Raw genomic sequence first — 25704 nt, 5'->3', positions numbered from 1 at the left:
TGATGCTCCGAGGTGCCCGCATCGCAGGCAAGCCAGCGCCCATATTGATTGCATTCCAGGCATAAAAAAACCGGATCTCAAGATCCGGTTTTTTCGTGTAAAAACAAAAATTACTTCGCTTTCACACCTTCAAAGGTGATGTACAGCTGAACCACGTCGGACTGTGGACCTACGTCCATGCCACCTGGGTTGAACTCCTTGCGGCTGAGCGAAGTGGTGCCTTCAAAGCCGGCACGGTAGCCGCCCCATGGGTCCTTGCCTTCACCCAGGAAGGTAGCCTTGACTACAACAGGTTTGGTCACGCCATGGAAGGTCAGGTCGCCAGTGACGTCAGCAGTCAGCTTGCCATCTGCATTTTTGCCGGTTGGCTTGACGCTGGTGGAGACGAACTTGGCATCAGGGAATTTGCCCGATTCCAGGAAGTCCTTGCTGTTGACGTGCTTGTCACGTTCAGCGTGGTTGGAGAACACACTGGCGGTGCGCACGTTGACTTCGATCTTGGCGTCTTCAGGCTTGGCCGCGTCAAAGCTGAACTTGCCGTCCAGGTCCTTGAAGGTACCGGTGATGTAGCTGTAGCCCAGGTGGCTGATCTTGAAGTCGACGAAGGCGTGCTGGCCTTCTTTGTCGATCACGTAGTCGGCAGCCATTGCCGAACCGGCGGACAGCAGGGCAGTACCGATTGCCAAAGCGGCGAGGGTCTTTTTCAACATGCTTTCTATTCCTTGTGAGTCGAGGTTGAACATCAGGCTTTGCGCCCCAGCATTCGCGTCAGGGTCGCGTCACGATCGATAAAGTGGTGTTTCAATGCAGCCACGCCGTGCAAACCGGCGAAAACCACCAGCACCCAGGCGAGGTACAAGTGCACCACGCCCGCGGTATCTGCCTGGTCCGGTAGACCGGAAATCACGGCAGGAATTTCAAACAAGCCAAACACCGGGATACCGACACCGTCTGCGGTGGAAATCAGGTAACCGGCGATCATCACGGCAAACAGCCCGAGATACAGGAACGCGTGGCCAAATGCGGCACCGATACGGGTCAAGCGACTGTAGCTGGCCAGCGGTGGTGGTGGCGGGCTGACCAAGCGCCAGACAATCCGCACCAGCATGATGGCGAACAACGTGATGCCAATACTCTTGTGCAGATCCGGTGCGTCTTTACGCCAGGCGCTGTAGTAGTCGAGACCGACCATCCACAAGCCCAAGGCAAACAGGCCAAATACCACAAGGGCAACACCCCAGTGCAAAACCATACTGACCCAACCATAGCGGGCCGGTGAGTTGCGTAGCTGCATGTACTTAATCCCGTAAGAACTGTGCCCAAGACTAGCGATTTACCTATCGAATTAAAGCGCAATTTTTCGCTTTGAAATATCGAGAAATACGATCTAGACGATATGCACAGTACGTTAACAACGGATTAAGGACTATTCCTAAGAAACGTGACAGATCGTCCTGCGTTTAACACGAATTCCCCCACAATGGGTTGTGGCACCGCCCGCCATTGCATAGGCTTGCGCGATTGTTTCGCCTGCGCCTGCCGCAGGACCGCTTCGAGGAGATAACCGATGGGCTTGAACAACCAGTGGATGCAACGCGACCTCGCGGTGCTGTGGCATCCCTGCACCCAGATGAAAGACCACCAGCAACTGCCTCTGATCCCCATCAAGCGCGGTGAAGGCGTGTGGCTGGAAGACTTCGAAGGCAAGCGCTACCTCGACGCCGTCAGTTCCTGGTGGGTCAATGTGTTTGGTCACGCCAACCCGCGCATCAACCAACGCATCAAGGATCAGGTCGACCAGCTGGAACACGTGATCCTCGCCGGTTTCAGCCACCAGCCTGTGATCGAGCTGTCCGAACGCTTGGTGCAGATGACACCTGAAGGCCTGACCCGGTGCTTCTACGCCGACAACGGTTCGTCCTGCATCGAAGTCGCGCTGAAGATGAGCTTCCACTACTGGCTAAACCGTGGTCTGCCGAATAAAAAGCGCTTCGTCACCCTGACCAACAGCTACCACGGCGAAACCATCGCCGCGATGTCGGTGGGCGACGTGCCGCTGTTCACCGAGACCTACAAGGCGTTGCTGCTCGACACGATCAAAGTACCGAGCCCGGATTGCTACCTGCGCCCCGAAGGCATGAGCTGGGAAGAACACTCGCGCAACATGTTCCAGGCCATGGAGCAAACCCTGGCGGAAAACCACGACACAGTCGCCGCCGTGATCGTCGAACCGCTGATCCAGGGCGCCGGCGGCATGCGCATGTACCACCCGGTGTACCTCAAGTTGCTGCGCGAAGCCTGCGACCGCTACGGCGTGCATCTGATCCACGACGAAATCGCCGTGGGCTTCGGCCGCACCGGTAGCATGTTCGCCTGTGAGCAAGCGGGCATTCGCCCGGACTTCCTGTGCCTGTCCAAGGCCCTCACCGGTGGTTACCTGCCGCTCGCGGCCGTGATCACCACCGATGACGTGTACGACGCTTTCTACGACGACTACCCCACCCTGCGCGCCTTCCTGCACTCCCACAGCTACACCGGCAACCCGCTGGCGTGTGCCGCGGCACTGGCGACCTTGGATATCTTCGAAGAAGACAACGTCATCGAAAACAACAAGGCCCTGGCCCAGCGCATGGCCACCGCCACTGCGCACCTGGTGGACCACCCCCACGTCTCGGAAGTCCGCCAGACCGGCATGGTGCTGGCCATCGAAATGGTCCAGGACAAAGCCACCAAGACCGCCTACCCCTGGCAGGAGCGCCGTGGCCTGAAGGTGTTCGAACACGCCCTGGAACGCGGCGCACTGCTGCGGCCACTGGGAAGCGTGGTGTATTTCCTGCCGCCTTATGTGATTACGCCGGAGCAGATCGACTTCCTGGCCGAAGTGGCCAGCGAAGGCATCGATATCGCGACGAACAGCAACGTCAGCGTCGCTGTGCCAAAAGACTTCCACCCAGGCTTCCGTGATCCAGGCTGATGGCCTGCACTCCTTTTCCAGAGAACAGAAATGAGACTGTCCCGCTTTTTCACCGACACGCCACTGAGCATTGGCGATCATGAATTGCCTGAAGCCCAGGCGCACTACATCAGCCGCGTGCTACGCATGACCGAAGGCGATGCCGTGCAATTGTTCGACGGTTCTGGCCAGGAGTTCCTGGGCAGCTTGTTGGAGGTCGGTAAAAAACGCGTCGCCGTGCGACTGACAGAAAGCTTCGCTGGCCAGGCCGAATCGCCGCTGCACATCCACCTCGGCCAGGGCCTGTCCCGGGGCGAGCGTATGGACTGGGCCATTCAAAAAGCCACCGAACTGGGCGTCAACGCAATCACCCCGATCTTCAGTGAGCGCTGCGAAGTGCGCCTCAAGGACGAACGCGCCGACAAACGCCTGCTGCACTGGCGCCAGGTGGCGATCAGCGCGTGCGAGCAATGCGGGCGTTCGACGGTGCCGGTGATTCATCCACCGCTATTGCTGGCGGACTGGCTGAAGCAAACCGAGGCGGATTTGAAGCTGGTACTGCACCCGGTGGCCGAGCCGATGATCAGCCATGCCAAGCCATCGAGCCTGGCGTTTCTGATCGGCCCCGAGGGCGGACTGACGGACAACGAAGTCAACACCGCCCAAGGCGCCGGCTACCACGCCGCCCGCCTCGGCCCTCGGGTATTGCGTACCGAGACCGCGCCAGTGGTGGCACTGGCCGTCGCCCAACAGTTGTGGGGCGACTTCTAACCGACCTTGGTATACCCAATTAAAAATGTGGGAGGGGGCTTGCCCCCGATGGCGAACTGTCAGTGAATACATCTACAACTGACCCACCGCTATCGGGGGCAAGCCCCCTCCCACATTCAGATTGGATTACCACATCGCCACATCAGTCCACCGGATCGCTGACCGGCGTGGCGATAATTGCCTTCAACTCACTGGTCATCGGAAATTCCAGGTTCAGGCCCTTGGGCGGAATCGGCTGTTCAAACCAGCGCTGGTAAATCCCGTTGATCTCCCCGCTGCGGTAAAGGTCGCCAAGCGTCTCGTTGACCACTGCCAGAAACTGCGGGTCGTCCTTGCGCACCATGCAGCTGTAGATCTCCCGTGACTGCTCTTTACCGACCACCACCCAATGGTGCGGGTCCTTGGCCTTGGCGCGCTCGCCGTACAGCAGCGCGTCATCCATGTAGAACGCCGCTGCGCGACCGGTCTCCAGCATCTTGAACGCTTCGCCGTGGTCCTTGGCGCTGATCACGAACATATTGGCCTTGTGTTCGGCGTTGTAACTCTTGAGAAAACGCTCGTTGGTGGTGCCTGCGGTGGTCACCACGTTCTTGCCCTTGAGGTCATCAAACCCCTTGATGCCGCTGCCCTTGGCGGTGAGCAGCTGGCCTTTCACGTAGATAAACCCGTAGGAAAACGCCACCTGTTTCTGCCGTTCGGCCGTCACTCCAGTGGAGCCACATTCCAGGTCGACGGTGCCGTTCTGCACCAGCGGAATACGCGTTTGGGAAGTCACCAGGTTGTACTTCACCTTGAGATTCGCCACCCCGGTTTTCTGCTGGATACGGTCGACGATCTTGTTCGCCAGCTCAACCGAATACCCCATGGGCTTGCCGCTGTTATCCCCGACGTAGGAAAACGGCACAGACGCGTCGCGATAACCCAGGGTGATGGACTGAGTGCTGGCGATCTTGCTCAGCGTACCGTCCAGTGCTGCCTCGTTCGCATAAGCCTGTGCCCCCAGCAAAAGCCCCAAGGCGCAGCCGCTCAACAGGATCTTTTTCATTGTTATTCTCCGTTGGTTTTTCTGGTTATTTACGTACAGCGATCACGCTGATTTCCACCAGCACATTTGGCCGCGCCAATTCCGCTTGCAACGTGGTGCGTGTGGGCGCCATGCTTGGCGATAACCACGCGGACCACACTTCATTCATCGGTGCAAAACCTTCGCCAATGTCTTTCAGGTAAATAGTCGCATTGAGCAGATGATTCTTATCGCTGCCGGCCTGCGCCAGCAGTGCGTCGATCTTTGCCAGGACTTCACGGGTTTGTGTCGCCACGTCCAGGCCTTCACCCGGTACCTGGCCCGAAAGGAATACAAGATCCTTGAAGGTGGCGGCTCCAGAGAGGCGCGGGTTGCTGTCGATTCGGCTGATGGTCATGGGTACATCCTCATGCGGCGCGGGGCGCCAGGCCCTGCATGTCAATGGAAGGAGCATGCTGGTCAATCAACTCGGCCAACAGTTGGCCGCTGCCGCAGGCCAGGGTAAACCCGAGCGCGCCATGGCCTAGGTTCAGCCACAGGTTGCGATAAACACTGGCACCGATCAGCGGCACGCCGGTCGGGGTAGCCGGACGCATGCCGGCCCATTCGACTGCGTGGGCGTAGTCACCGGCCAGAGGAAAAGTTTCCAGCGCCTGACGCCTCATCAGCGCCAGGCGCTTGGGTTCGAGGCTGGCGTCGAAGCCAACGATGTCGACCATGGCGGCCACCCGCAGCTGTTCGCCGATGCGCGCATACACGATCTTGCGGTCGTAGTCGGTGATGCTCACGTTCGGCGCCTGGTGTTGTGGACCAATCGGCACACTGAGGCTGTAGCCCTTGAGCGGATACAACGGCAGCGACAACCCCGGCAAACCCAGTTGAGCACTGCGATGGCCCGCAGCGAGTACGAGTTGCTCCACGGGCATCTCTTCATCACCCAACTCGACGGCCTGTACCGTGCCGCTGGCGTGGCGAATCCCAGTGACCCTGCGCCCCAGCAAAAACTGGCAACGACCCGACGCCTCAAGCCGCTCGGCGAGTCGCTGGCAGAAAGCATGACAATCGGCCACTTCTTCATTCGGCGTGTAAATGCCGCCAATAAAACCACCGCCCGCCAGCGCCGGCTCCAGGCGTGCGCAATCATCGGCTGACAGTACCTGCTGCTGGAGGATATCCGTGACTTTGCTGCGTGCATGCTCGAACGTCGCCGCATGGCGAAAGGTCACCAGCTTGCCATTGCGCCGCCAGTCAAAACCGTCCAGTTGATCGTCCTCACGCCACCGCTGCAACGTGTCCTGGCTCAGGGACGCCAACCGTAGCAAATGCGCGGCATTACGCTTGTTCACCGAGCCACGGCAGGCGCCGAGAAACGCGGCCATCCAACGCCACTGCTGCGGGTCGAGGCGCGGACGCAGCTTCAGCGGCGAGTCACCACGCAGCAACCAGCCAATGGCTTGCAGAGGCACACCGGCGTCGGCCAACGGTGCGACATAGCGGTAGGACAACTGCCCGCCGTTGGCGAAGCTGGTTTCGCGGCCCAGGCTGTCGCGGGCCTCGATCACGGTCACCTCATGGCCTGCGCGTACCAACGCGTAAGCACTGGCCAGGCCGATGACGCCACCGCCAATGATACAAACTCGCTTGGCCATCCTCGCCACCTGTCGTTGAAGTAAGAGGTGCCAAGGGTAGGGGCAGGTGACAGGCCTGCGACAATGAATAAAGATGGGCTACCTATAAACAAAGGTTATGGACTCGCCATGCGCTTGCGTCATATCGAAATCTTCCAGGCCATCCGCCAGACCGGTTCCATCAGTGCCGCCGCACAATTGCTGCACGTCTCGCAACCGGCAGTGACCAAGGTGTTGCAACACGCCGAATTGCAGCTGGGTTTCCCGCTGTTCCTGCGGGTACGTGGCAAATTGCAACCCACCCCGGAAGCCCTGGCGCTGGAAAGCGAAGTGGAGAAAGTCACTCAAAGCCTGCAAGGCGTGCGGCGCCTGGCCAAGAGCTTGCGTCGCGAGCCCGGGCAAAGCGTACGCATTGGGGCGATCCCGGCACTGGCGTTGTCGCTATTGCCGCCGGCGGTTCTGGAGTGGAAGCGCGACTACCCGGACATCGCCTGCGAGTTGTCCAGCGACCATAGCCGCGAGCTGGTGCAGAAGCTATTGATGCGCGAGATCGACCTGGCGCTGACGCTCAATTTCTCCGGTCATCCGGGCTTGACCACCCAGGTGCTGGCCAACGGTGTGCTGGTGGCATTGGCATCCAAAGGCTTTTGGCCCGAGACTGCGCTGAGCAAGCCATTACCGTTGGCCGACCTGGCGGGTGCACCGCTGATCGGCTTGTCCAGCGCTGACCCGCTGGCGGCAAAACTCGACAGTTACCTGGAAAGCGTCGACCCGGCGCCTAAGGTGGCCATCTCCGTACAGACCTACTCCCTGGCCCGCGCCATGGTGGAGTCCGGCGCCGGCCTGACCGTCATCGACCCCTTCACCGCCCTCGGTGCCTCGACCGCCACGACCTGCATCCGCACGCTCACCCCGCCGCTGCCGATCACCCTGTACGCCTTGACCCGTGCCGACGAGCCGCCGCCGCATATGCTGGCCAACCTGCTGGAGATTTTTGGCGAGCGTGCCCAGGCGCTGCTGCAACGCTTATAAGCACACCGAAAATCCAATGTGGGGGGGGCAAGCCCCCTCCCACATTTTGATGTGTGTTGGCCGTTAGAGCACGTAATGCATGATCGCCACAAAATGCAGCAGGCTGCCGCCGATCACAAACAGATGCCAGATGCCATGGGAATGCCGCAGCCGGTCCTCGAGGGCAAAAAAGATGATGCCGACGGTGTACAACACCCCACCCGCCGCCAGCCAGGTGAACCCCGCCGTGCCCAGCGCAGCGATCAGCGGCTTGACCGCCACCAGTACGATCCAGCCCATCACCGCGTAGATCACGATGGATAGGATGCGCGCTTCCGAGCGCGGCTTGATCTCCTGCAAGATACCGATCACCGCCAGGCCCCACACAATGCCGAACAGCGTCCAACCCCACGGGCCACGCAAGGTCACCAGGCAAAAGGGCGTGTAGCTCCCGGCAATCAGCAGGTAGATCGAAAAATGGTCGACCTTCTGCATGATCTCTTTTCGCCGCCCGCGCACGCTGTGATACACGGTCGACGCGCTGTATAGCACCAACAGCGTAAAGCCATAAATCGCCACGCTGACGATTTTCCAGGGGCTGCCATCCAGGCTCGCCACCACCAACATCCACACTGCGCCAATACACGCCGCGACCGTACCGAGCAAATGGCTCCAGGCGTTGAATCGTTCCCCGTGATACATGTGTCACTCACCTCGAATAACCGTTACCACATGGTTGTGCTACCTGCATTCTGACGCCCGTGACGGTTGAGCAGGTAACAACCTTTTCTTCATTTGCCCAAACACACGGCCCGATAGATCATTCACTTCATCCTGTGGGAGCTGGCTTGCCTGCGCCCACATAAAAGCTCCGTATCGGTAATCCCATGCCCGAACTCGAACCTGACCAGCCTCAGCCCAGTCTGTGGCAACTGTTTTACAACTTCGCCATGGTCGGCCTGTTCGGCTTTGGCGGTGTGATGCCCTGGGCACGGCAGATGATGGTCGACCGCAGGCGCTGGGTCAGCGAGCAGGGCTTCAATGAGCTGCTCACCACCGGCCAGTTCTTCCCCGGCCCCAATATCGCCAACGTCGGCATCATCTACGGCCGACGCCTGCATGGTTTGCCGGGTGCGGTTGTGACCGTGTGCGGGTTGTACCTGTTCCCTTCGGTGATCACCGTATTCGCCGGTTTCGCCTACTCCAAGTGGTGGAGTCATGACGTGGTGCAGCAGATCTTCGGCGCCGTCATGCCGATTGCCACCGGGCTGATACTCGGCACCACCCTGCGCCTGCTCAAGGCCATGCCCAGGACAGTCGCCAACTATGTCGCATTCTTGATGACCTTCGTGCTGATGGCGATTCTGGTACTGCCACTGTGGATGGTGCTGCTGATCTGCATTCCCAGTTCCCTGGCCCTGGGTTTTATCGACACACGCAAGGTGGCCAACTGATGCAAGGCACCCTTCTGCACCTGATGCTCCAATGTGCGTTGTGGTCGCTGATGTCGATCGGCGGCAACATGGTCGCCGTCGGAGACATCCACCGTTATTCCGTCAACGACATGAATTGGGTCACAGACGCCCAGTTCGTCGCCTTCTTCGCCCTGTCCCAGGCCCTGCCCGGGCCCAATGGCATGTTGCTGGTGTTTATCGGCCAGCAAGCCGCCGGGCTACCGGGTGCGGCGGTCGCCTTGCTGGCCAAGCTGGTGCCCTGTTCGGTGCTCACCTACGTAGGCGCGGGCTGGCTGGAAAAGCACACCGCCACGCCGTGGGTGCAGCGGGTCAAGCGCAGCTTGTTGCCGATTTCTATCGGCTTGATCCTCGCCGCCAGCTACATCTTGATGAACAGTCTGGAAAACAACACCACCAGCCTGGTACTGACCCTCGCCAGTGCCGCCGTGGTGTATTACACGCGGCTGAACGCGATCTGGCTGATCCTCCTCGGCGTGCTATTGGGCCTTTGCAGTGCATGGCTGGGAGCGCGCTGGTTTTAGGGGCACAATCGACGGTATTCGAACAAGAGCCACGGCCATGCTGATCGACGAAGAGTTCACCCTCAAGAAGCTGGAGATCTTCCTGGCGTTCATGCGCACCGGCAACCTGGCCCGTGCCGCCGCCGAGCTGCAAACCAGTAACGTCAGCGTGCACCGCGCCATCCATTCCCTGGAAAACGCCCTGCGCTGCCCACTGTTCAAACATGAAGGACGCAACCTCACGCCGCTGGAAAGCGCCTACGTGCTGGAAGAACGTGCACAGAAATTGGTGGCCGACGTGGTCGACAGCGTGCGCCTCACCCGCGAAGCCGCCGGTTTCTCCGCCGAGCGTTTCAAATTGGGCTCGCTGTATTCGCTGACGGTGAAGACTGTGCCGCAATTGATCATGGGCCTGAAGATCCGTCGCAGCGAACTCAACATCGACCTGATCCTGGGCTCCAATTTCGACCTGCTCTACAAGCTCAAGAACATGGAAGTAGACGCGATCCTCATCTCCCTCGACGAACACGCCAACGACCCCGACTGCGAACAGATCGCGCTGTTCTCCGATGATATCTTCCTCGCGACCCCAGCCGACTCACCCTTCGACCGCGAACAGCAGATCGACCTCGCCGACGTACGCGACGCCACCTTCATCACCCTCACCCAAGGCTTCGCCACTCACCAGGATGGCAACCGCGTGTTCAAGCAGGCAGGGTTCGAGCCGAAGGTGGCGATGCAGGTAAATGACATCTTCACCTTATTGAGCATGGTCAGTTCAGGAGTGGGTTATGCCCTGCTGCCAGGGCGGATTGCCGCCGTGTATGAGAACCGCGTGAAGCTGATACCGCTGCAACCTCGATATCAGTTGCAGCAGCATATTGGCGTGGTGTTTTTGAAGGCGAAAGAGCGAGACCCGAACTTGCTCGCGTTGCTGGCAGAGTGTCGGATGTATGCCAATCGGCAGGCTTGAGACCGCCATCGCGGGCAAGCCCGGCTCCCACATTTTGCTCTGTGAATACATTCAAATGTGGGAGCTGGCTTGCCTGCGATAGGGCCCTCACAGGCGACGCAAATTAGCCGACCAGACCGCGCACGATGAAGTACAGCACCGAAGGCCCAAGCAAACACCCAAGCCCGGTATGAAACGTCGCCGTCAACGCGCCATACGGCACCAACCGCCGATCAGTGGCCGCCAGGCCCGCAGTGACGCCGCTCACGGTACCGGCCAAGCCGCCAAATACCATCGCCGAACGCGGATTATCCAGACCCATCCACCGCGCCGCGACGGGCGTGCCGACCATCACCAGGATCGCCTTGATCAATCCGGTGGCAATCGACAACGCCATCACATCCGAAGTCGCACCAATGGCAGCACCTGTCACCGGGCCAACGATATAAGTCACCGCGCCTGCGCCGATGGTCGTCATGCTGACCGCGTCGCGATAACCAAACGCCCAGGCCATGCTCGCACCGACGATAAATGGCAGCACCGTGCCTAGCAGCAACGCGATCACGCCGATCAAGCCCGCCTTGCGCGCCTCCGTGGCTTGCACTTCAAACGCCGTGGCAACAATGGCGAAGTCGCGCAGCATCGCACCACCCATCAAGCCGATGCCGGAGAACAGCGCCACGTCGGCCAGACCCTTTTGCCCACCCGTGAGCGTACCGCCGACCCAGGCCAGTACCAGGCCGATGACGATAGCAATCGCCGAACCATGAATGCGCCCGAAGGTCAGGCGCTTGGACAGCACCACGGAAATCCACATCACCACGCCAACGAAGGCAAATGCGGTGACCAGGCCGTTATGCTCCAGGCCTTTTTCGATGAGATCCCACATATCAGCGACCTCCCGCGGCAGTGACCAGCGGCGCTTCTTCGGCGGGTAACGGCTCGCCCTTGTGGGTGCGGCTGATCAGCGCGATGGTGCAACCACACACCACCACCGAACCGATGGCCGCCAGTACCGCCACCGGCCCACCGTGCAGCGCCGTGACCACGTTTTGCTGCGCGGCCATCGCGACCACAACGGGGATGTACATCGCCCCCCAGAACCCGACGCCCATCTCGCAGTCCTTGGTCATGCCACCGCGTTTTTGCATCCACAGGCGGGCACAGATCAGCAGGATCATCGCGATTCCCACCCCGCCCACGTTGGATTTGACGCCCAGCAACACGCCGAGCATGTCCCCCATGATCACGCCCGCCAGCGTGCAGATCGCCAGCAATGCCACACCGTAGATAATCATTGTTGTTGTCCTCGAAGTGCTCGATCGAAATTGTTGTTTTTGTGCTTCGAAAGCCTTGGGTGGCGCTTTATCGGTGGCGGCGCTCCTCCTCTTGCAGCAGGGCCTGCAAGGTGTCCAGGCGTGCGCCTTCATAGGCGATCACCGTGCCTTGCGCGAACACACGGCGTGACAGGCCGGTCAGCACCGCACCCGGGGGCAGTTCGATTTGCAGGCGCACACCGCGCTCGTAGGCGCTTTGTACGGTGCCGCGCCAGTCGACGACGCGGCACATGTTGAAGGCCAGGTCGTCGCGCAGTTGCTCAGGGTTGTGGATAGGTCGGGCGCGGGTGCTGCTCAGGTAGGTGATGCGCGGCGCCTTGAGCGTAACGAAAGCTTGCGCCAACACTTGGGCCGGCTGTTCCAGCAGCGCGCAATGGGAAGGCACGCTGACGGCCAGGCGCTTGGCGATGCCATTGCCTTTGATACGCTCGGCGACGCGTTGCATCGCCGCGTTGCTGCCGGCGATGACGGTCTGGTTGTCGGCGTTGATATTGGCCAGGTACACCGGGGTTTGCGGGCTGTGGACAGCTGCCAGCAGAGCTTCAACGGTGGATAACTCCGGGCCGATGATTGCCGTCATGCCGTAGCCTTGTGGATAAGCCTGCTGCATCAACTCGCCGCGCAGACTGACCAGTTTTACGGCGTCCGCAAAGTCCAGGGCACCGGCGATGACCGCTGCCGGATAGGCGCCGATGGACAGGCCCGCCACGTAATCGGCGGTGCGTTGCAACTGACGGGCATGGGCTACGCCACTGATCAACAGGCAGAGTTGCACGGCGCGTGTCGATTCAAGGGCTTGGGCAGAGTCGAGCTGACGCACGTCTTCGCCCAAGGCATGACTGGCTTCTTCCAATACGTCGACAGGCAATGGCTGGAGCATGCCCGGCCGTTGGGCGCCCTGCCCTGGAAATACCAGAAGGCTGCTCATGCCACGGGCTGCCAGGGATCAGCTACGAGGTGCGCGCCGCTGGCGGTTTTCAGCAACACCCGCCGTGAAGCGCCGGCCCATTCGCGCAACGCGACTGCACCGAATGGCGTTTGCAGTTGCAGGTCCACGGCGCACACCGCCTTGTCCAGCATCGCCAGCAGGTCCCGGGCGTCATTGCGGTCAAGCGGCGCGGACGTACGCAAGATCAAATCCAGATCGCTCTGGGCATGCAGCGCTTCGATGCCCGTGGCCAACTCAAACCCCGCACTGCCGCTGATGCCCCAGTTCAAAGGCGCCAGCGCCGGGCGCAGTTGATCGAGTGCCTGCAACGCGGGCAGGTCCCGTGGTGAGATAACGTCGCACAGGGCTTCGGGTACAACTCGCCGCTGCACGGCGGCAACCGGCATCACCGCGGCCAACCGCTGCTCACGGCCACGCCCACGCACGCCCACCGCGATAAGCCCCGGGGCAACGATGGCGCGGCGCACAACCACCGTGCCGACTGCCGCCACCGCCCACTCAGGGGCGCCAGCAGGCAGATGCGCCGGGGTCATGCCCCAGAGCAAATCGTGGGCGTTCACCATTGCTCCCGCAGCAGTTGGCGCACGTGGCTGGAAGCGGCGCGATTGGTGGCGCCCAGGCGTCCTTTCAAATCAGGGCCGGTGATATCGTTGATGGCGAGCAGCAGGCAATCGCTGACCCGAGTCACGTCGTCTGCCGTGGGCTGTTCAATCTGGCTGACCGACAAGGTTTCCCACAGCAAGCCGAGGCTGGCATAGCTGTCGATGTCGTAGGCCATGGGCGCAATGCTGGCAGCCAGGGCTTCCAGCTCTTCAACGCTGCGCAAGGTCACTCGCGCCGCCGAAGCCTTGCCCATGGCGTGTACCATCACGCCCGGGTCACGCAGCGCGATCAGGCGGTTGGCTTGATACCCGTGGGCGAGAAACGCACCGGACATCGCCTTGCCCACCAGCAGAGCAATCACTGGGTGCCCGGCCAGCCGGGCGCGGGCGTAGCTGTCGGCGGCGGCGGCCAGGGCTTGATGAATGCCCAGGGCTTCCTCACGACGGCCGTAGGCTTGGCTGGGCACATCAACGATGGCGATCAGCGGGCGCTTGTCGCCACGGGCAATGGCGTCATCCACCGCTTTGGCGAGGCCCCAGCCTTCCAGCAAACCGACTTCGCCGTTACGTGCCCGGGGGAAGCGGTTTTGCGGGTCAGTGACGACCGCGATAAAGCGCACGGCTTGTCCGCCCAAGACACCGTCAGCAACCCTCAACGAAGCCGGCAAGCCTTCGACAGGCGTCGCCCCGGCGCTCAATGCGTTGAACCACTGCAAACCTCTCATGGGCGTTCTCCTTGATACAGCGCGCGCACCGTCGCTGGATCGATCTGCGCCGTGGCATCCAGTTCGGCCAGGCGCGCCAGGTAGTCGTCGGCCTGGCGGCTGCGCTGTTGAACGGGCAAGCCTTGTTGCAGCAATGCGCTGACAGTCTGTTGAATCTCGCCTACATCGTCGGCCACGTAACGGTCGGCCAAGCCACTGTTGAAGCGCTGCTCGCCACCGGTAAGGCTCCAGATGAAAGGCCGGTCGCGGGAGTCGTATTCCTCAATGCCCGCTTCCTGCTCGATCACTTGCGGGCCGTTCAGGCCCAGGCGTGCTTCCCGGGTAACGACGAGGTAACTGCACAGCCCGGCGGCGATGGACATACCGCCAAAGCAACCGACGCTGCCCGCCACCACGCCGATCACCGGCTGGTACTGACGCAGGTCGACAATCGCCGCGTGGATATCAGCAATGGCGGCCAGGCCCAGGTTGGCCTCCTGCAGGCGCACGCCACCGGTTTCCAGCAACAGCACCGCGCGGGTGGGAATACCGTTGCGGTTGTCTTCGGCCGCCAGCTCCAGGGCGCCGGCGATTTTTGCGCCGCCGACCTCACCCAGGCTGCCCCCCTGGAAATTGCCTTCAATGGCCGCGATCACCACCGGCATTCCGGCGATGCTGCCCTTGGCGATCACCACGCCGTCGTCGGCCTGGGGCACCACGCCTTGGCGGCTGAGCCAGGGCGACATGACGCGTTGGAACGGGTCGATCAATTCTCGGTAGGTGCCACTGTCCAACAGGGCCTTGCTCCGCTGGCGAGCACCCAATTCAACGAAGCTGTGCTTAGCGAGCAAGTCAGTCATGACCGATCTCCTCGAAACCTTGCTCCAGACGCAGCCGCACCACACCGGGTGTCGCGCCGAAATCGTGGATATCGATGTTCAACGCCGGTGGCGTCTGCTCCTGGAAGATCCGCTCGAACAGGTGCTGCCAGCGCTGCTCGGCGCCATTCACCGAGGTCTGTACCTGGATCGTCAACGTGCCCGCCGTGCCCGGTTCCAGCAGCACTTCCAGGTCGCCCGAACCGACACATCCCACCAGCGCGCGGCCCTTTGGTGGCTGCCCGGCAGGGAATTCAAAGGATAAGGTTTCCATCACAACGCTCCGTCGAGGCGATCGATAAACAGGCAGGCGGCCAACAGGTCGGCAGCGCCGCCTGGGGAGGCATTCAGTGCCAGCAGTTGGTTGTCCAGTTCGTGCAACTGGCGGCGACCAGCCAGGGTTGCGCTGCCGCCTGCATCCAACACAGCCTGGGCGCCGCGTTGCATGGCGCGGATACCTTCCGGGCCTGCACGGTAGAGCACGCAGGTGTCGGCCAGCTCGGTCATGATCGCGAGCAAGGCATCCAGGCGAGCGTTCTGCTCACCCGCGTTTTGCCGGCGGCTTTGGTGCAGTTGCGGCAGGCCGCGTTGCATGACCGAAGGGAAGCCAAGTTGAGCTTCTTCACGGGCACCCCGTGCGCCGTAGCGTTGGGCGACTTGTGCGCCGTGGCTCATGGATTGCGGCGCGTGGCGGTCGTTGAGCTGGGCCAGCTTGGCGGCGTTCAGCGTGATGGTGCGGGGCTCCAGGGCTGCCGCTGCGGTGAGCAAACCCAGCGCCCAGATGGCGCCACGATGGGTATTCACGCCGAGGGTGGTCGCGAGCATCGCTTGCTCACCTTCGCGACCGATTCGCCCAAGGGCTTCGCGCAGGGGCAAGCCGATTTCGCCGAACTCAATCGCCGCTTCGGCCATGGACTTGAACGTCGGCCACAACGACAACGCTGAGGCGTGCATCAAACCCAGGTGCAAATCGTTGTGGGCACCATTGCCGCGACGGTCCACCAAGGCGGGCTTGGGTGACAGGTCGGCTTCATCGATCAGCGCATCGACGGCCATGTCCGCCAGGCGATCGGCAAGGCTCAATTCATGCAGTTTGAGGGCGCGCATTTACCAACTCCTGAACTTGGCGGGCGGGTTGTACAGGCCACCGGACCAGTCCACCAGATCGGCCACGCTCTTGGCGGCCAACAACTCGCGGGTGGCATCGGTGCGGCGAATCCCTAAGTCTTCGGGCAAGGCAATCAAGCCTTCGCGGCGCATGCGCGCAGTGTCCTTGGGGTTGTGGCGCAGGCCGATGGCCGTGACACCTGCGACGGCGGCGATCATCGCCTGGCGCTCTTCCAGGGAGCGCGCCTTGTACAGGTAGGCGATGCCTTCTTCGGTGAGCAGGTGGGTGACGTCGTCGCCGTAGATCATGATCGGTGCCAGGGGCATCCCGCTTTTGCGCGCCACTTCCACCGCATCCAGGGTCTCGACAAACGTGGGTTTGCCGCCCTCCTGGAACGTCTCGACCATTTGCACCACGAGTTTTTTGCCGCGCTCCAACAAGGCTTCTGGCGCATCGTCATGACGCATATCCAGCCACGCCGGGGTGCCGTGACGACGGCCACGCGGGTCGTGGCCCATGTTCGGCGCGCCACCAAAACCAGCGAGGCGGCCACGGGTCACGGTGGAGGAATGCCCATCGCCGTCCACTTGTAGGGTGGCGCCGATAAACAGGTCCACCGCGTACTGGCCGGCCAGCTGGCAGAACATCCGATTGGAGCGCATCGAGCCGTCGCGGCCGGTGAAGAACACATCCGGGCGTGCGGCGATGTAGTTCTCCATGCCCAGCTCGGTGCCGAAACAATGCACGCTTTCCACCCAACCGCTTTCAATCGCAGGAATCAGGGTTGGATGAGGGTTAAGGGTCCAGTTGCGGCAAATCTTACCCTTCAGGCCCAGGGATTCGCCGTAGGTGGGCAGGATCAGTTCAATGGCGGCGGTGTTGAAGCCGATACCGTGGTTGAGCGACTGCACATTGTGTTTTTCGTAGATGCCACGAATCGCCATCATCGCCATCAGCACGTGTACCGGCTTGATATGGCGAGGGTCGCGGGTGAACAGAGGTTCGATGTAGAACGGCTTGTCGGCCACCACTACGAAATCCACCCAACTGGCGGGAATGTCGACGCGGGGCAAGTCGGTAACATCGTCCACCAGTTGGTTGACCTGCACGATGACGATGCCATCGCTGAACGCAGCGGGCTCGATCAGCGCCGGGGTGTCTTCGGTACTGGCGCCGGTGTAGATATTACCGGCGCGGTCGGCCATGAAGCCGGCGGAAAGCACCACGTTGGGGATCAAGTCCACCACCAGCCGCGCATAGAGTTCGATGTAGGTGTGGATCGCGCCGATTTCCAGCAGGCCGTCTTCGAGCAACTGGCTGATGCGCAGGGACTGGGTGCCAGCGAAGGAAAAATCCAGCTTGCGGGCGATGCCCTTTTCGAACAGGTCCAGGTGCTCGGAACGGCCGACACTGGGCATGATCATGTGTAAATCGTGGAGCTTGGCGGGGTCGGCCTTGGCCAGAGAGCGGGAGAGGAAGTCAGCCTGTTTTTGGTTGTTGCCTTCCAGCACCACGCGGTCGCCGGGCAGGATCAGGGCTTCCAGGGCTTCGACGATCTTGTCACTGGGCAACACCGCCCCGTCTGCAAACTGTTTGACTCGCCCGAGGCGCCGCTGCTTCTCGTCGCGCCGCCGCGTCCAGCGCGAGTCGGGGGTGGCTATTGTTGTCATGGTCGCTCCACGGGGGTTGCTGTCGTGGGCTGTACCTTAGGAGTGAATGAGGGAAGCCATCAATCAAGCTCAGCGGCGGATCGTTACGGCTGGAGTAACAGAACATCAACAAACACTGAACTCGAACCTAATGCACCTCAAAAGGTGGGAGCTGGCTTGCCTGCGATAGCGGTGGGGCAGCTGTAGAGAGGTCGACTGCTAATCCGCCATCGCAGGCAAGCCAGCTCCTACATGGGTGCGAAGACCAGGCGCGCCGGCCTACAACTTCATGTCTATGCTCACAGCCCCCAAACCTTCAAGCAGGTAGCTGCGGTACTCATACACCCTCCCAGGAATAATGAGGTGGATGATTCCATCTACCCGGTTCACTTGGACATCCGGCTCTTTGGTTTTCAGAAAGGGATGCGCCGACAGCAATGTCGTGAGTATTTCCTGATCATTACCCAGATCCTTATGGACGTAGTAGTTGTAGGAAAAGCCCACCGTCGCGCCCCCCTGATTATTCCGCGCGCCGTAGATAGAGGTGCCGTTATCCAAGGAATACCTGAGCACGACCTCATCCAATTCCGGTGTACCGGGGCTCATCAACCAACCAACGCCCAAGTACCCGAGACACACCACCAGCAGCCCGTTGAGCAGGCCCTGGACCGGCCACTTAATACCCTTGCGCTCTGGCATATTCGATACCCTCCTTGATCCAATGCTGGTCACTATGATCGTCGCCATAAGGCGCATCTCCCCACCAGTCTCCGAAATCCGCCCTGGAGGTCCCCGCTGCCTTTTGCGCAGCACCGGCCGCTCTCATCAGCACGTTTCCGGAATCCCCAGCACAGTACCGGTAACGCCATAGTTGAAGTTGCCGAACGCCTCGTACTCGCGACTTTTTTGTTTGTAATCCCAAGGGCCACGCCCTCGGACCTGTGAGTAAAACCACGAATAAGTGAACGCGGAACCAGGCTTTAAATGCATCCTGCGATTGTTGGCCAAGGCAATATTGTCTTGCAGCGAAACGCCTGGGGGGATCGGTGGAACTGCCATTTGCGAATCCTTGCTGATGGGTTTGAGCGTCAAAAGCTAGCACTCAAAAATCAGCAAAAACGTCGGGCCAGTACTTACAGAAATTTCAGACGTCCATTCGATCCAAGCCTTACATTCACGGGGTCAGGACAAGACTGTTTGTAGAATCCATGAGCTACCGACAATCAGAGCTGAATGTTCTGACAGGCTTTTCAGGTTGTTGCTCGGAACCCGTCGTTCTAGCCTTTCTGCCCAATGTCCACCACGGGCGAGCATCATGAATACGAACACTAAGCCCAATATGGGTATGCACAACCCACCTCACCCAGGTGAGGTTCTGCTTGAGGACGTGGTCCCTGCCTTGGGCATCACCATCACCGAAATGGCCCGACGTCTTGGCTTCGCCCGCGAAACCTTTTCAAGGATCTTGCATGGCCACGCCCCGGTCAGTCCAGATCTCGCCGTCAGGCTTGAGCGAGCCGGCGTGAGTACCGCGCAACTATGGCTGTCGATGCAAAGCGCCTACGACTTGTGGCAAGCCGAGCATCGTGAACAGCCGGCGATTGAGCCGTTTGCGCGGATAGATTGAGATCTGGAGGCGAGCACAGTTCAGTGTGGGAGCTGGCTTGCCTGCGATGGGTCAGTTAATACATGTGTAGCTGGCCCACCGCTATCGCAGGCAAGCCAGCTCCCACATTGGTTTTTCACAAGGATTCAGGCCAGGCCGGACTCTACCAATAAGGCCTCAAGCCCCATCAAGTCCGGCACCTTCGCCACATGCTCCCCCACCTGCACCGCCGCCAGCTCCAGTGGGCACAACGGCACGTCGACATAACTCAACTGGTTATCGAGTTTGTATGAACGCGGAATCCCCTGGATCACCATTGCAATGAACTTCAATGTCGGTCGCCCGCCCAGCGTATTCAGCACCACGATCCGCGAGCGCTCGCCCGCCATGATCGCCTCGCCACAGACGGCTTCAAAGCTGATCAACGGCAACTGCCGATCTCGCCACGTCACTTGCCGCAAATACCATGGCGGAGCATCACTGGCCGGTTCGCCGCGCTGGTAGTCGATCAACTCGGCGATGGCGACGTTGGGCAACACCAGATGGCGGTCGGCCAAGGGCAGCAGCAGGCCGGTGACTTGGCTGGCACGGTGGTCAAGCATGGGATTTGCTCCAATAGGCGATGCTTTCCAGCAGCACCGACTCTTGATACGGCTTGCCAAGATAGTCGTTGACGCCAATGGCCATGGCACGGTCGCGGTGCTTCTGGCCGGTGCGCGAGGTGATCATGATGATCGGCAGGCGCATCAGGCGCGGGTCGTTGCGCACTTGGATCGCCACTTCGAAGCCGTCCATGCGCGGCATTTCGATGTCGAGCAGCATCAAGTCCGGGGTGTGCTCCTCGAGCACCGCAATGGCGTCGATGCCATCCTTCGCGGTGAGCACGTTCATGCCGTTGCGCTCCAACAGGCGGCTGGTGACTTTGCGCACGGTGACCGAATCGTCCACCACCAGCACCAGCAGCGGGCGCTTTTTCAGCGGATCGTTGAGGATCAGCGGCGCATCGACCACCTGGGCCGGCAAGACCGGTTGCCGGGCACGGATATGGGCAAGTAGGTCGATGATCAGCACCACACGACCGTCACCCAGGATCGTCGCGCCGGACAAGCCCTGCACCCCCGCAAACTGTGGCCCCAGGCCCTTGACCACGATTTCTCGCGTACCGGCCATGGCGTCCACATGCACCGCCACGCGCCGTTCGTTGCATTGCACCAGCAGCACCGGCACGGGCTGGTACTGGCCGAGCAGTTTCGGACGGCTGACGGTGTGCAGCAAATCGCCCAGGTAGAACAACTCGTAGCACTGCCCCGCGTATTCATAACGCGGCGGGTCCTGCTGATAGTGCCCGGCCAGCTCATGGGGCAATACACGCACCAGCCCTTCGATAGTGTTAAGCGGAATCGCGTATTGATCGTCCGCACACTGCACCATCAGTGCCCGGTTGACCGACACGGTAAACGGCAGACGAATGCGAAAATGCACACCCGCGCCCGGTGTCGAGTCGATCACCATCGAGCCGCCCAGCTGGCGCACTTCTTCATGCACCACGTCCATGCCCACGCCACGCCCGGAAATCTGTGTGATCTTTTCGGCGGTGGAAAAGCCCGGCTGCAGGATGAACTGCAATACATCGCGGTCGCTGATCTCTTGATTGGGGTCGAGCAGGCCACGCTTGATCGCCTTGCGCCGCACCGCTTCCAACGGCACACCGGCGCCGTCGTCGCGCATGTCGAACACGATATCGCCGCCTTCATGAGTCAGGTCCAAGGTGATGCGACCCTTTTCCGGTTTGCCGGCCAGCAGCCGTGCTTCGCGGGACTCAAGGCCGTGGTCGACGGCGTTGCGCAGCATGTGCTCCAGCGGCGCCACCATGCGTTCCAGCACATTGCGGTCCATCTCGCCCTCGGCATTGCCGACCACGAATTCCACGTCCTTGCCCAACTCCTCCGCCACCTGCCGCACGATGCGTTTGAGGCGCGGCACCATGCGTTCGAACGGCACCATGCGCGTGCGCATCAGGCCTTCCTGCAACTCGGTGTTGATGCGGGCCTGTTGTTGCAACAGGTTATGGGCGTCCTGGTTACGGCGGTCGAGGGTGTCCTTGAGGTCCAACAGGTCGGAAGCCGACTCGGACAACGCCCGCGAGAGTTGCTGCAACTGCGAATGGCGGTCCATTTCCAGTGGATCGAATTCTTCATAGCCCAAGCGCTCGGCTTCGGCCTGCTGGCGGCTGAGAATACGGCCCTGGGTTTCGGTGTCGAGGCGGCGCAGTTGGTCGCGCATACGCTCAATCGTGGTTTCCACCTCGTGGAGGGCGACGCGTGCGTCGTTGACTTGCTGCTCGATACGGCCCCGGAAGATCGAGGTTTCGCCGGCCAGATTGACCAGGTCATCCAGCAGGTCGGCGGAGATTTTCACCATGTCCGCCGCAGGATCGATAGCGGCTTCGGTCTTGCCGCCGGCCAGCGCGACGGGCACTAACGGCTCATCACTGGGGTGTACCAGGCTTTTGATCCGCCCGATGAGCTTGTCCACCGAGCCCACCGGCAGTCCGTCCGCCACCGCATCGACCATCTGCGCCAACCGGTCATGACAACCTTGCAGCAACGCGAACAACTCGGGGGATGGCGCCAGTTGACCGGCGGATAAACCTTCGTAAAGAAATTCCAACTCGTGGGCCAAGTCGCCAATCGGTCCGATCTCGACCATGCGTGCGCCGCCCTTGAGGGTGTGCAGGTCGCGCAACAGGGTTTCCACTTCCTGGCGGTTATTCGGCTCGGCCTGCCAACGCACCAGCGCGCTGCTGGAGCTCTCGAGAATATCGGCGGCTTCTTCAAGGAAGATATCCAGCAGCTCAGGGTCGGCACCTTGGGCGGGCGGTGCCGCCGTGGCAGGACTCGCAGCGCTGCCCTGGCGCAATGCACGCACCTTGGCAACCAGCTCGGAACTGTCGCTCAAGGGCTGGTGATGGTGCAGTTCTTCAAGTTGCAAGGCCAGCCGTTCGTGGCAAGCCATCAATACTTGGGACAGTTCGGTGGAGTAGCTGTAGCGACGGTCTACCAAACCTTCATAAAGGCCTTCCAGCTCATGGGCCAGGTCGCCGACCGGCCCGATTTCGGCCATGCGCGCTCCGCCCTTGAGGGTGTGCAAATCTCGTTGCAAGGACGACAACGGCGCAGCACCGTCGGGCTCCAGCAGCCAACGCTTGAGGGACTGACCGGCGCTGTCGAGGATGTCGACGGCCTCCTCCAGGAAGATCTCGACAATCTCGTCGTCCATGGCCGTGTCATGACCCAGCGTGGCAGTCGCGGCGCCCAGTTCGGTGATGCTCAGGGCGCGGCTGCCGTCACTTTTGATCAGGCCGGTGGCAGAGGGGTCGAGGGCCTCATCCAACAGCTCGCGCAAGGCTTCGAGCCGCGCCGGTGCCGGGCTGATTTCCTGGCCAGCGGCCAGTTGGTCGAGCATGTTGATCAGCGCTTCATGAGCCTGCTCGGCCTCATGGAAAAACCGCTCGCTGACCGCCAGGCTGCTCTCTTCCACGGCGCCATACAGGTCGAGCAAGGCCTCGCAGAGTTCGTCAATACTGTGCAGATCGGCAAGGTGCGCGCCCTCGCCCAGGGTGGTCAATTCATCCAGTAGCGCCGTCAGTTCCTGGCGCTCGCCAGGGTGCTGCTGCCAGCGACGCAGCAGGCTTTCGGCGTCGAGCAGAATATCCATGCCCTGGGCCAGAAAGTTGCTGATCAGTTGCGGGTCGCGCTTGATACGCAGGCCAGTATTGGGTGCGTCCAGCAACGCTTGCAGTTGCTGATCAAGCAAGCGTTGGGTACGGCTGATCAACGCTTGCGCGCCTTTGATCGGCGCCAGGGGATCGCTGTCCAAGTCGCGCAGCCCGTGCTGGAACAAACCCTCGGCTTCCAACAGCAACTCCACTTCGTCCAAGTCCAGCGGCAGGCGATGGGCTTTGTATTCGCGGGTCAGGTGATCAAGGGGCCGGGCCAGTTCGGCGATAGGCAGCACACCCGCCATGTAGGCGCTGCCCTTGAGCGTATGCAGGGCGCGTTGCAGCTCATCGCTGACTTGCAGCGGCACATGTTCGGCGGCCTGTTGCAGGAAGTGGTTAAGGCTTTCCAAATGGCTTTGGGCTTCGTTGCGAAAGATCTCCAACAGCATCGGGTCATGGGGCTCGGCGGCAGTGGCTGCCGGGCCGTTGGCCAGGGCGTGGGCACGGGCGGCCAGGGCGTCGACTTCATCGCGTTGGCGTTGGTTGCCGGTGGCGAAGTCGGCGATCAATTCCGGTAGCCGGGCCACCGCCTCATCCAGCACCTGTTGCACCTCGGGGCCGAGGGTGACACTGCGCTCCAGCACGCGATTGAGCAGGTTTTCCACGGCCCAGGCCAGCTCGGCCAAGACCAGGGCGCGCACCATGCGACCGCTACCTTTGAGGGTGTGGAAGGCCCGGCGCATTTCGCCCTGGGCGATTTTATCGGCGCTGTTGGGCAGGTAGCGACGCAGCACCTCAAGGACTTCGTCGGTTTCTTCGAGGAAGACTTCGCGCAGCTCATCGTCAATCGGCTCTTCATCGGCCGGCGGTGGCAGCAGGCTGCCAGGGCGGTGCAGGGCCGGTGGGTTCAAGCGCGAGGTGGGGTTGGCCAGCGCATCAAACTGGGACTGGCTGGGAGTGATTTCACTCGCCAGTGCACCCTCGGGTGCAACCAACGCCTGGCGCCAAGGTTTTTCGACGGGCAGGTAGCCGAGCGCGGCCAGGCCTTGGGTCGCCAGCTCCAGCACCCGTTCACCGGCCGCGTCCGGGTCCTGGAGCATACGCTCCAGGTAGTACTCCAGGCTGCTGATCACCTCGGCAAAGTGCCCCAACTGCGCCTCGGAAGGCGGGCTGTCGTTGACCATCAACTGTTCATCGACGTAATCCGAGCAGCCCTGCATCAGGCTCGCCGCCCGTGGCAGAGGAATCATTGCCAGGGCGCCGCGTACCTGGCTCAGCAGTTCCGGCAGCGACTCCAGACGCTGACGATCCCAGTGGGCTTCGATGCAATCGATGACCAGTTCTTGGGCTTGCCGCAGGCACTGGCAGGACTCGCGAATCACCAGTTGGTGAATCTGTGTCAGGTCGGTGGTGGGCAGGCGGCTTTCTTCGCGGCTTTCCGGCTCCACGGTGCCGACCATACCCGCCAGCGTGGCTTCGACGTACAACAAGGCGCCGGCGACATCCATCAGTACCGCATCGTTGGGTTCGCGTTGCCCTTGGACGAGGCTGAGCACCACGGCCAGTTGATCGATGATCACTTTGCGCGGCTGGCCAAAACCCAGCACCGCCAGGGTATCGGCAATCTGCCGCAGCGGCGCCAGTAAGGCATCAAGGTCGCTGGTGTGCTGCCGGTCGCTGCGCACGAACAGATCCAGGCGCTCTTTGACCCGTACCAACTCCTCACACAAAGCGCCGAGCACCGAACCCATGCCATCACGATCCGGCCCGGCCAGGCGTGCGCGTTCGGCATCGACCACGGCGCTGTCGGGCAGGGCTTCGTCCAAGCCGTAGCGCTCCTTGAGACTTTGCATGCGTGGCGTTGGCCGAGTGACCTTGGCCACGTAGAACAGCAGGCTCTTGAGCAATTCATCCGGCGCCGGCTGGTTGATCCCTCCGATCCCCTGGGCCAGCAGGCGCTTGAGCTGTTTGTCGCTGGCCTTGAGCAGGCTGCGCAATGCCGGGCTGTTGGCGATCACGCCCGTGAGCATGCCTTCGACCAACGCCGAGGTGACCTGCCACAGGGGCAACAGCGGCGCGCCCTGGCACAGTGCTTCGAGGCGTGCGAAGACCCGCGCCATGTCCACCAGGTTACTGGGGCCATGATCTTCACGCAGCAGACCGGCCAAGGCTTGTTGCAGCAGTTGGTGCCACTGGCGCAATTGCTCATGAAGCTCAGGCGAAGTGCGTTGCGCCAGGACGTCATCGGTTAACGGCGCAATCGCCAGCAGCTGTGGGCTGAACAGGCTGGTTTCCGACAGCAGGCTTTCACCGCGCGCACTGCGCAGGTCGTTGAGCAGCGGCAGTACGACCAGGGGCAGATCACGACGGGCACTGTGGACACGATCCAGATACAGCGGCAATTGGCCGAGGGCCTGCTGCAACAGGCGGATGCTTTCATCGCGCTGGCTGACGCGCCCGGCCTGGAACGCCAGGGCCAGTTCTTCAAGTTCTTCGGCAAGCAACGCCGCGCCGTAGAATTCGACCATTTGCAGCGCGCCATGCACTTGGTGGATGCCGGCCAGGCACTCGTCGATCGCGTCGCTGTCGCCGGTTTCGACAAAGGTGTCCAGCGCCGAACGCGCCTGCTTCAGGGTTTCGGCAATGTCGCCCTTGACCCATTCGAGGGCTACGTAGTCGTGCCGATCAACCATAACTGCTCCGCTAAGAATTCATGGGTTGCTGGTAGTGCAAGATCTCCAGACAGATAGAGATCAACTGTGGGAGCTGGCTTGCCTGCGATAGCGGTGGGTCAGCTGCAGATGCATGCCCTGACAAACCGTTATCGCAGGCAAGC

The 25704-nt window shown here is 61.3% G+C and carries 25 protein-coding genes; 7 read left to right on the top strand and 18 right to left on the bottom strand.

The features are described 5' to 3' along the window. Positions 1 to 110: 110 nt before the first annotated feature. Both AC07V4_RS02670 and AC07V4_RS02665 read right to left on the bottom strand, forming a co-directional pair. On the bottom strand, positions 111 to 710 hold the full coding sequence (locus AC07V4_RS02670; RefSeq protein ID WP_431750381.1) for a YceI family protein: 600 nt from the start codon (positions 708 to 710) through the stop codon (positions 111 to 113). A gap of 32 nt (positions 711 to 742) precedes the next feature. Further along, positions 743 to 1294, bottom strand: a complete 552-nt coding sequence (locus AC07V4_RS02665) for a cytochrome b (protein WP_431750380.1) — start codon at positions 1292 to 1294, stop codon at positions 743 to 745. Between the two features lie 273 nt (positions 1295 to 1567). Here AC07V4_RS02665 and AC07V4_RS02660 point away from each other — a divergent pair, with 273 nt between their 5' ends. Further along, the gene (locus AC07V4_RS02660; RefSeq protein ID WP_492634941.1) at positions 1568 to 2974 is read left to right on the top strand and encodes an adenosylmethionine--8-amino-7-oxononanoate transaminase; all 1407 of its coding nucleotides are present in this window, start codon (positions 1568 to 1570) and stop codon (positions 2972 to 2974) included. A 30-nt stretch (positions 2975 to 3004) separates the two neighbouring features. After that, complete coding sequence (locus AC07V4_RS02655) at positions 3005 to 3724, top strand: 16S rRNA (uracil(1498)-N(3))-methyltransferase (RefSeq protein ID WP_492634942.1); 720 nt, start codon at positions 3005 to 3007, stop codon at positions 3722 to 3724. Positions 3725 to 3866: 142 nt separating this feature from the next. On the opposite strand, the gene AC07V4_RS02650 is transcribed toward AC07V4_RS02655, so the two are convergent. From AC07V4_RS02650 to AC07V4_RS02640, 3 genes are read right to left on the bottom strand one after another with little or no spacing between them, the layout of a single operon-like run. Continuing rightward, positions 3867 to 4769 (bottom strand): transporter substrate-binding domain-containing protein, encoded by a 903-nt coding sequence (locus AC07V4_RS02650; protein WP_492634943.1) that lies wholly within the window; start codon positions 4767 to 4769, stop codon positions 3867 to 3869. Between the two features lie 25 nt (positions 4770 to 4794). Beyond that, a complete protein-coding gene (locus AC07V4_RS02645) occupies positions 4795 to 5145 on the bottom strand; it encodes a RidA family protein (protein ID WP_492634944.1) in 351 nt (116 codons plus the stop codon). Between the two features lie 10 nt (positions 5146 to 5155). Continuing rightward, positions 5156 to 6397, bottom strand: coding sequence for a D-amino acid dehydrogenase (locus tag AC07V4_RS02640; protein ID WP_492634945.1), 1242 nt, complete (start codon positions 6395 to 6397; stop codon positions 5156 to 5158). Between the two features lie 108 nt (positions 6398 to 6505). Here AC07V4_RS02640 and AC07V4_RS02635 point away from each other — a divergent pair, with 108 nt between their 5' ends. Then, positions 6506 to 7408, top strand: coding sequence for a LysR family transcriptional regulator (locus tag AC07V4_RS02635; protein WP_492634946.1), 903 nt, complete (start codon positions 6506 to 6508; stop codon positions 7406 to 7408). A 63-nt stretch (positions 7409 to 7471) separates the two neighbouring features. Here the strand turns inward: AC07V4_RS02635 and trhA are convergent, their stop codons facing one another. Beyond that, the gene (gene trhA / locus AC07V4_RS02630; protein WP_060753433.1) at positions 7472 to 8089 is read right to left on the bottom strand and encodes a PAQR family membrane homeostasis protein TrhA; all 618 of its coding nucleotides are present in this window, start codon (positions 8087 to 8089) and stop codon (positions 7472 to 7474) included. 185 nt (positions 8090 to 8274) lie between these two features. Between trhA and AC07V4_RS02625 the strand changes: the two genes are divergently transcribed. Genes AC07V4_RS02625 through AC07V4_RS02615 form a run of 3 tightly spaced genes read left to right on the top strand, consistent with a single transcriptional unit; the run spans position 8275 to position 10335 of the window. Then, a complete protein-coding gene (locus AC07V4_RS02625; RefSeq protein ID WP_492634947.1) occupies positions 8275 to 8841 on the top strand; it encodes a chromate transporter in 567 nt (188 codons plus the stop codon). Next, positions 8841 to 9383 (top strand): chromate transporter, encoded by a 543-nt coding sequence (locus AC07V4_RS02620; protein WP_492634948.1) that lies wholly within the window; start codon positions 8841 to 8843, stop codon positions 9381 to 9383. The genes AC07V4_RS02625 and AC07V4_RS02620 overlap by 1 nt, the downstream gene beginning before the upstream one ends. A 37-nt stretch (positions 9384 to 9420) precedes the next feature. After that, positions 9421 to 10335 (top strand): LysR family transcriptional regulator, encoded by a 915-nt coding sequence (locus AC07V4_RS02615; protein WP_431749203.1) that lies wholly within the window; start codon positions 9421 to 9423, stop codon positions 10333 to 10335. Between the two features lie 103 nt (positions 10336 to 10438). On the opposite strand, the gene madM is transcribed toward AC07V4_RS02615, so the two are convergent. From madM to AC07V4_RS02565, 10 genes are all read right to left on the bottom strand, one after another. Next, on the bottom strand, positions 10439 to 11203 hold the full coding sequence (madM, locus tag AC07V4_RS02610; RefSeq protein ID WP_060753435.1) for a malonate transporter subunit MadM: 765 nt from the start codon (positions 11201 to 11203) through the stop codon (positions 10439 to 10441). A gap of 1 nt (position 11204) precedes the next feature. Further along, positions 11205 to 11612, bottom strand: a complete 408-nt coding sequence (gene madL, locus AC07V4_RS02605) for a malonate transporter subunit MadL (RefSeq protein WP_431749204.1) — start codon at positions 11610 to 11612, stop codon at positions 11205 to 11207. Positions 11613 to 11679: 67 nt separating this feature from the next. After that, a complete protein-coding gene (gene mdcH, locus AC07V4_RS02600) occupies positions 11680 to 12579 on the bottom strand; it encodes a malonate decarboxylase subunit epsilon (protein WP_492634949.1) in 900 nt (299 codons plus the stop codon). Beyond that, a complete protein-coding gene (locus tag AC07V4_RS02595) occupies positions 12576 to 13163 on the bottom strand; it encodes a malonate decarboxylase holo-ACP synthase (RefSeq protein ID WP_492634950.1) in 588 nt (195 codons plus the stop codon). Before AC07V4_RS02595 ends, mdcH begins: the two co-directional genes overlap by 4 nt. Then, positions 13157 to 13927 (bottom strand): biotin-independent malonate decarboxylase subunit gamma, encoded by a 771-nt coding sequence (mdcE, locus tag AC07V4_RS02590; protein WP_492634951.1) that lies wholly within the window; start codon positions 13925 to 13927, stop codon positions 13157 to 13159. Before mdcE ends, AC07V4_RS02595 begins: the two co-directional genes overlap by 7 nt. Continuing rightward, positions 13924 to 14766 carry a biotin-independent malonate decarboxylase subunit beta gene (locus tag AC07V4_RS02585; RefSeq protein WP_492634952.1) on the bottom strand — a complete coding sequence of 281 codons (843 nt, stop codon included), beginning with the start codon at positions 14764 to 14766 and terminating at the stop codon, positions 13924 to 13926. The genes mdcE and AC07V4_RS02585 overlap by 4 nt, the downstream gene beginning before the upstream one ends. Beyond that, entirely contained in the window at positions 14759 to 15058 is a 300-nt protein-coding gene (locus AC07V4_RS02580) for a malonate decarboxylase subunit delta (RefSeq protein WP_032884109.1), read from the bottom strand. Before AC07V4_RS02580 ends, AC07V4_RS02585 begins: the two co-directional genes overlap by 8 nt. Then, positions 15058 to 15891, bottom strand: a complete 834-nt coding sequence (locus AC07V4_RS02575; RefSeq protein WP_492634953.1) for a triphosphoribosyl-dephospho-CoA synthase — start codon at positions 15889 to 15891, stop codon at positions 15058 to 15060. Before AC07V4_RS02575 ends, AC07V4_RS02580 begins: the two co-directional genes overlap by 1 nt. Beyond that, positions 15892 to 17562 (bottom strand): malonate decarboxylase subunit alpha, encoded by a 1671-nt coding sequence (gene mdcA, locus AC07V4_RS02570; protein WP_492634954.1) that lies wholly within the window; start codon positions 17560 to 17562, stop codon positions 15892 to 15894. It abuts the gene before it with no gap. 258 nt (positions 17563 to 17820) lie between these two features. Continuing rightward, positions 17821 to 18240 carry a hypothetical protein gene (locus AC07V4_RS02565; RefSeq protein ID WP_492634955.1) on the bottom strand — a complete coding sequence of 140 codons (420 nt, stop codon included), beginning with the start codon at positions 18238 to 18240 and terminating at the stop codon, positions 17821 to 17823. Between the two features lie 640 nt (positions 18241 to 18880). Between AC07V4_RS02565 and AC07V4_RS02560 the strand changes: the two genes are divergently transcribed. Further along, positions 18881 to 19168, top strand: coding sequence for a HigA family addiction module antitoxin (locus AC07V4_RS02560; protein WP_431752577.1), 288 nt, complete (start codon positions 18881 to 18883; stop codon positions 19166 to 19168). A gap of 125 nt (positions 19169 to 19293) precedes the next feature. Here AC07V4_RS02560 and AC07V4_RS02555 read toward each other — a convergent pair whose 3' ends face one another. Continuing rightward, positions 19294 to 19749: a chemotaxis protein CheW gene (locus AC07V4_RS02555; RefSeq protein ID WP_492634956.1), complete on the bottom strand. Its 456-nt coding sequence runs from the start codon at positions 19747 to 19749 to the stop codon at positions 19294 to 19296. Next, positions 19742 to 25561 (bottom strand): hybrid sensor histidine kinase/response regulator, encoded by a 5820-nt coding sequence (locus AC07V4_RS02550; RefSeq protein ID WP_492634957.1) that lies wholly within the window; start codon positions 25559 to 25561, stop codon positions 19742 to 19744. Before AC07V4_RS02550 ends, AC07V4_RS02555 begins: the two co-directional genes overlap by 8 nt. Positions 25562 to 25704: the final 143 nt, after the last annotated feature.

The organism is Pseudomonas sp. GW821-FHT03A09 (assembly GCF_059421065.1).
This window is presented reverse-complemented; position numbering and strand designations above follow the sequence as displayed.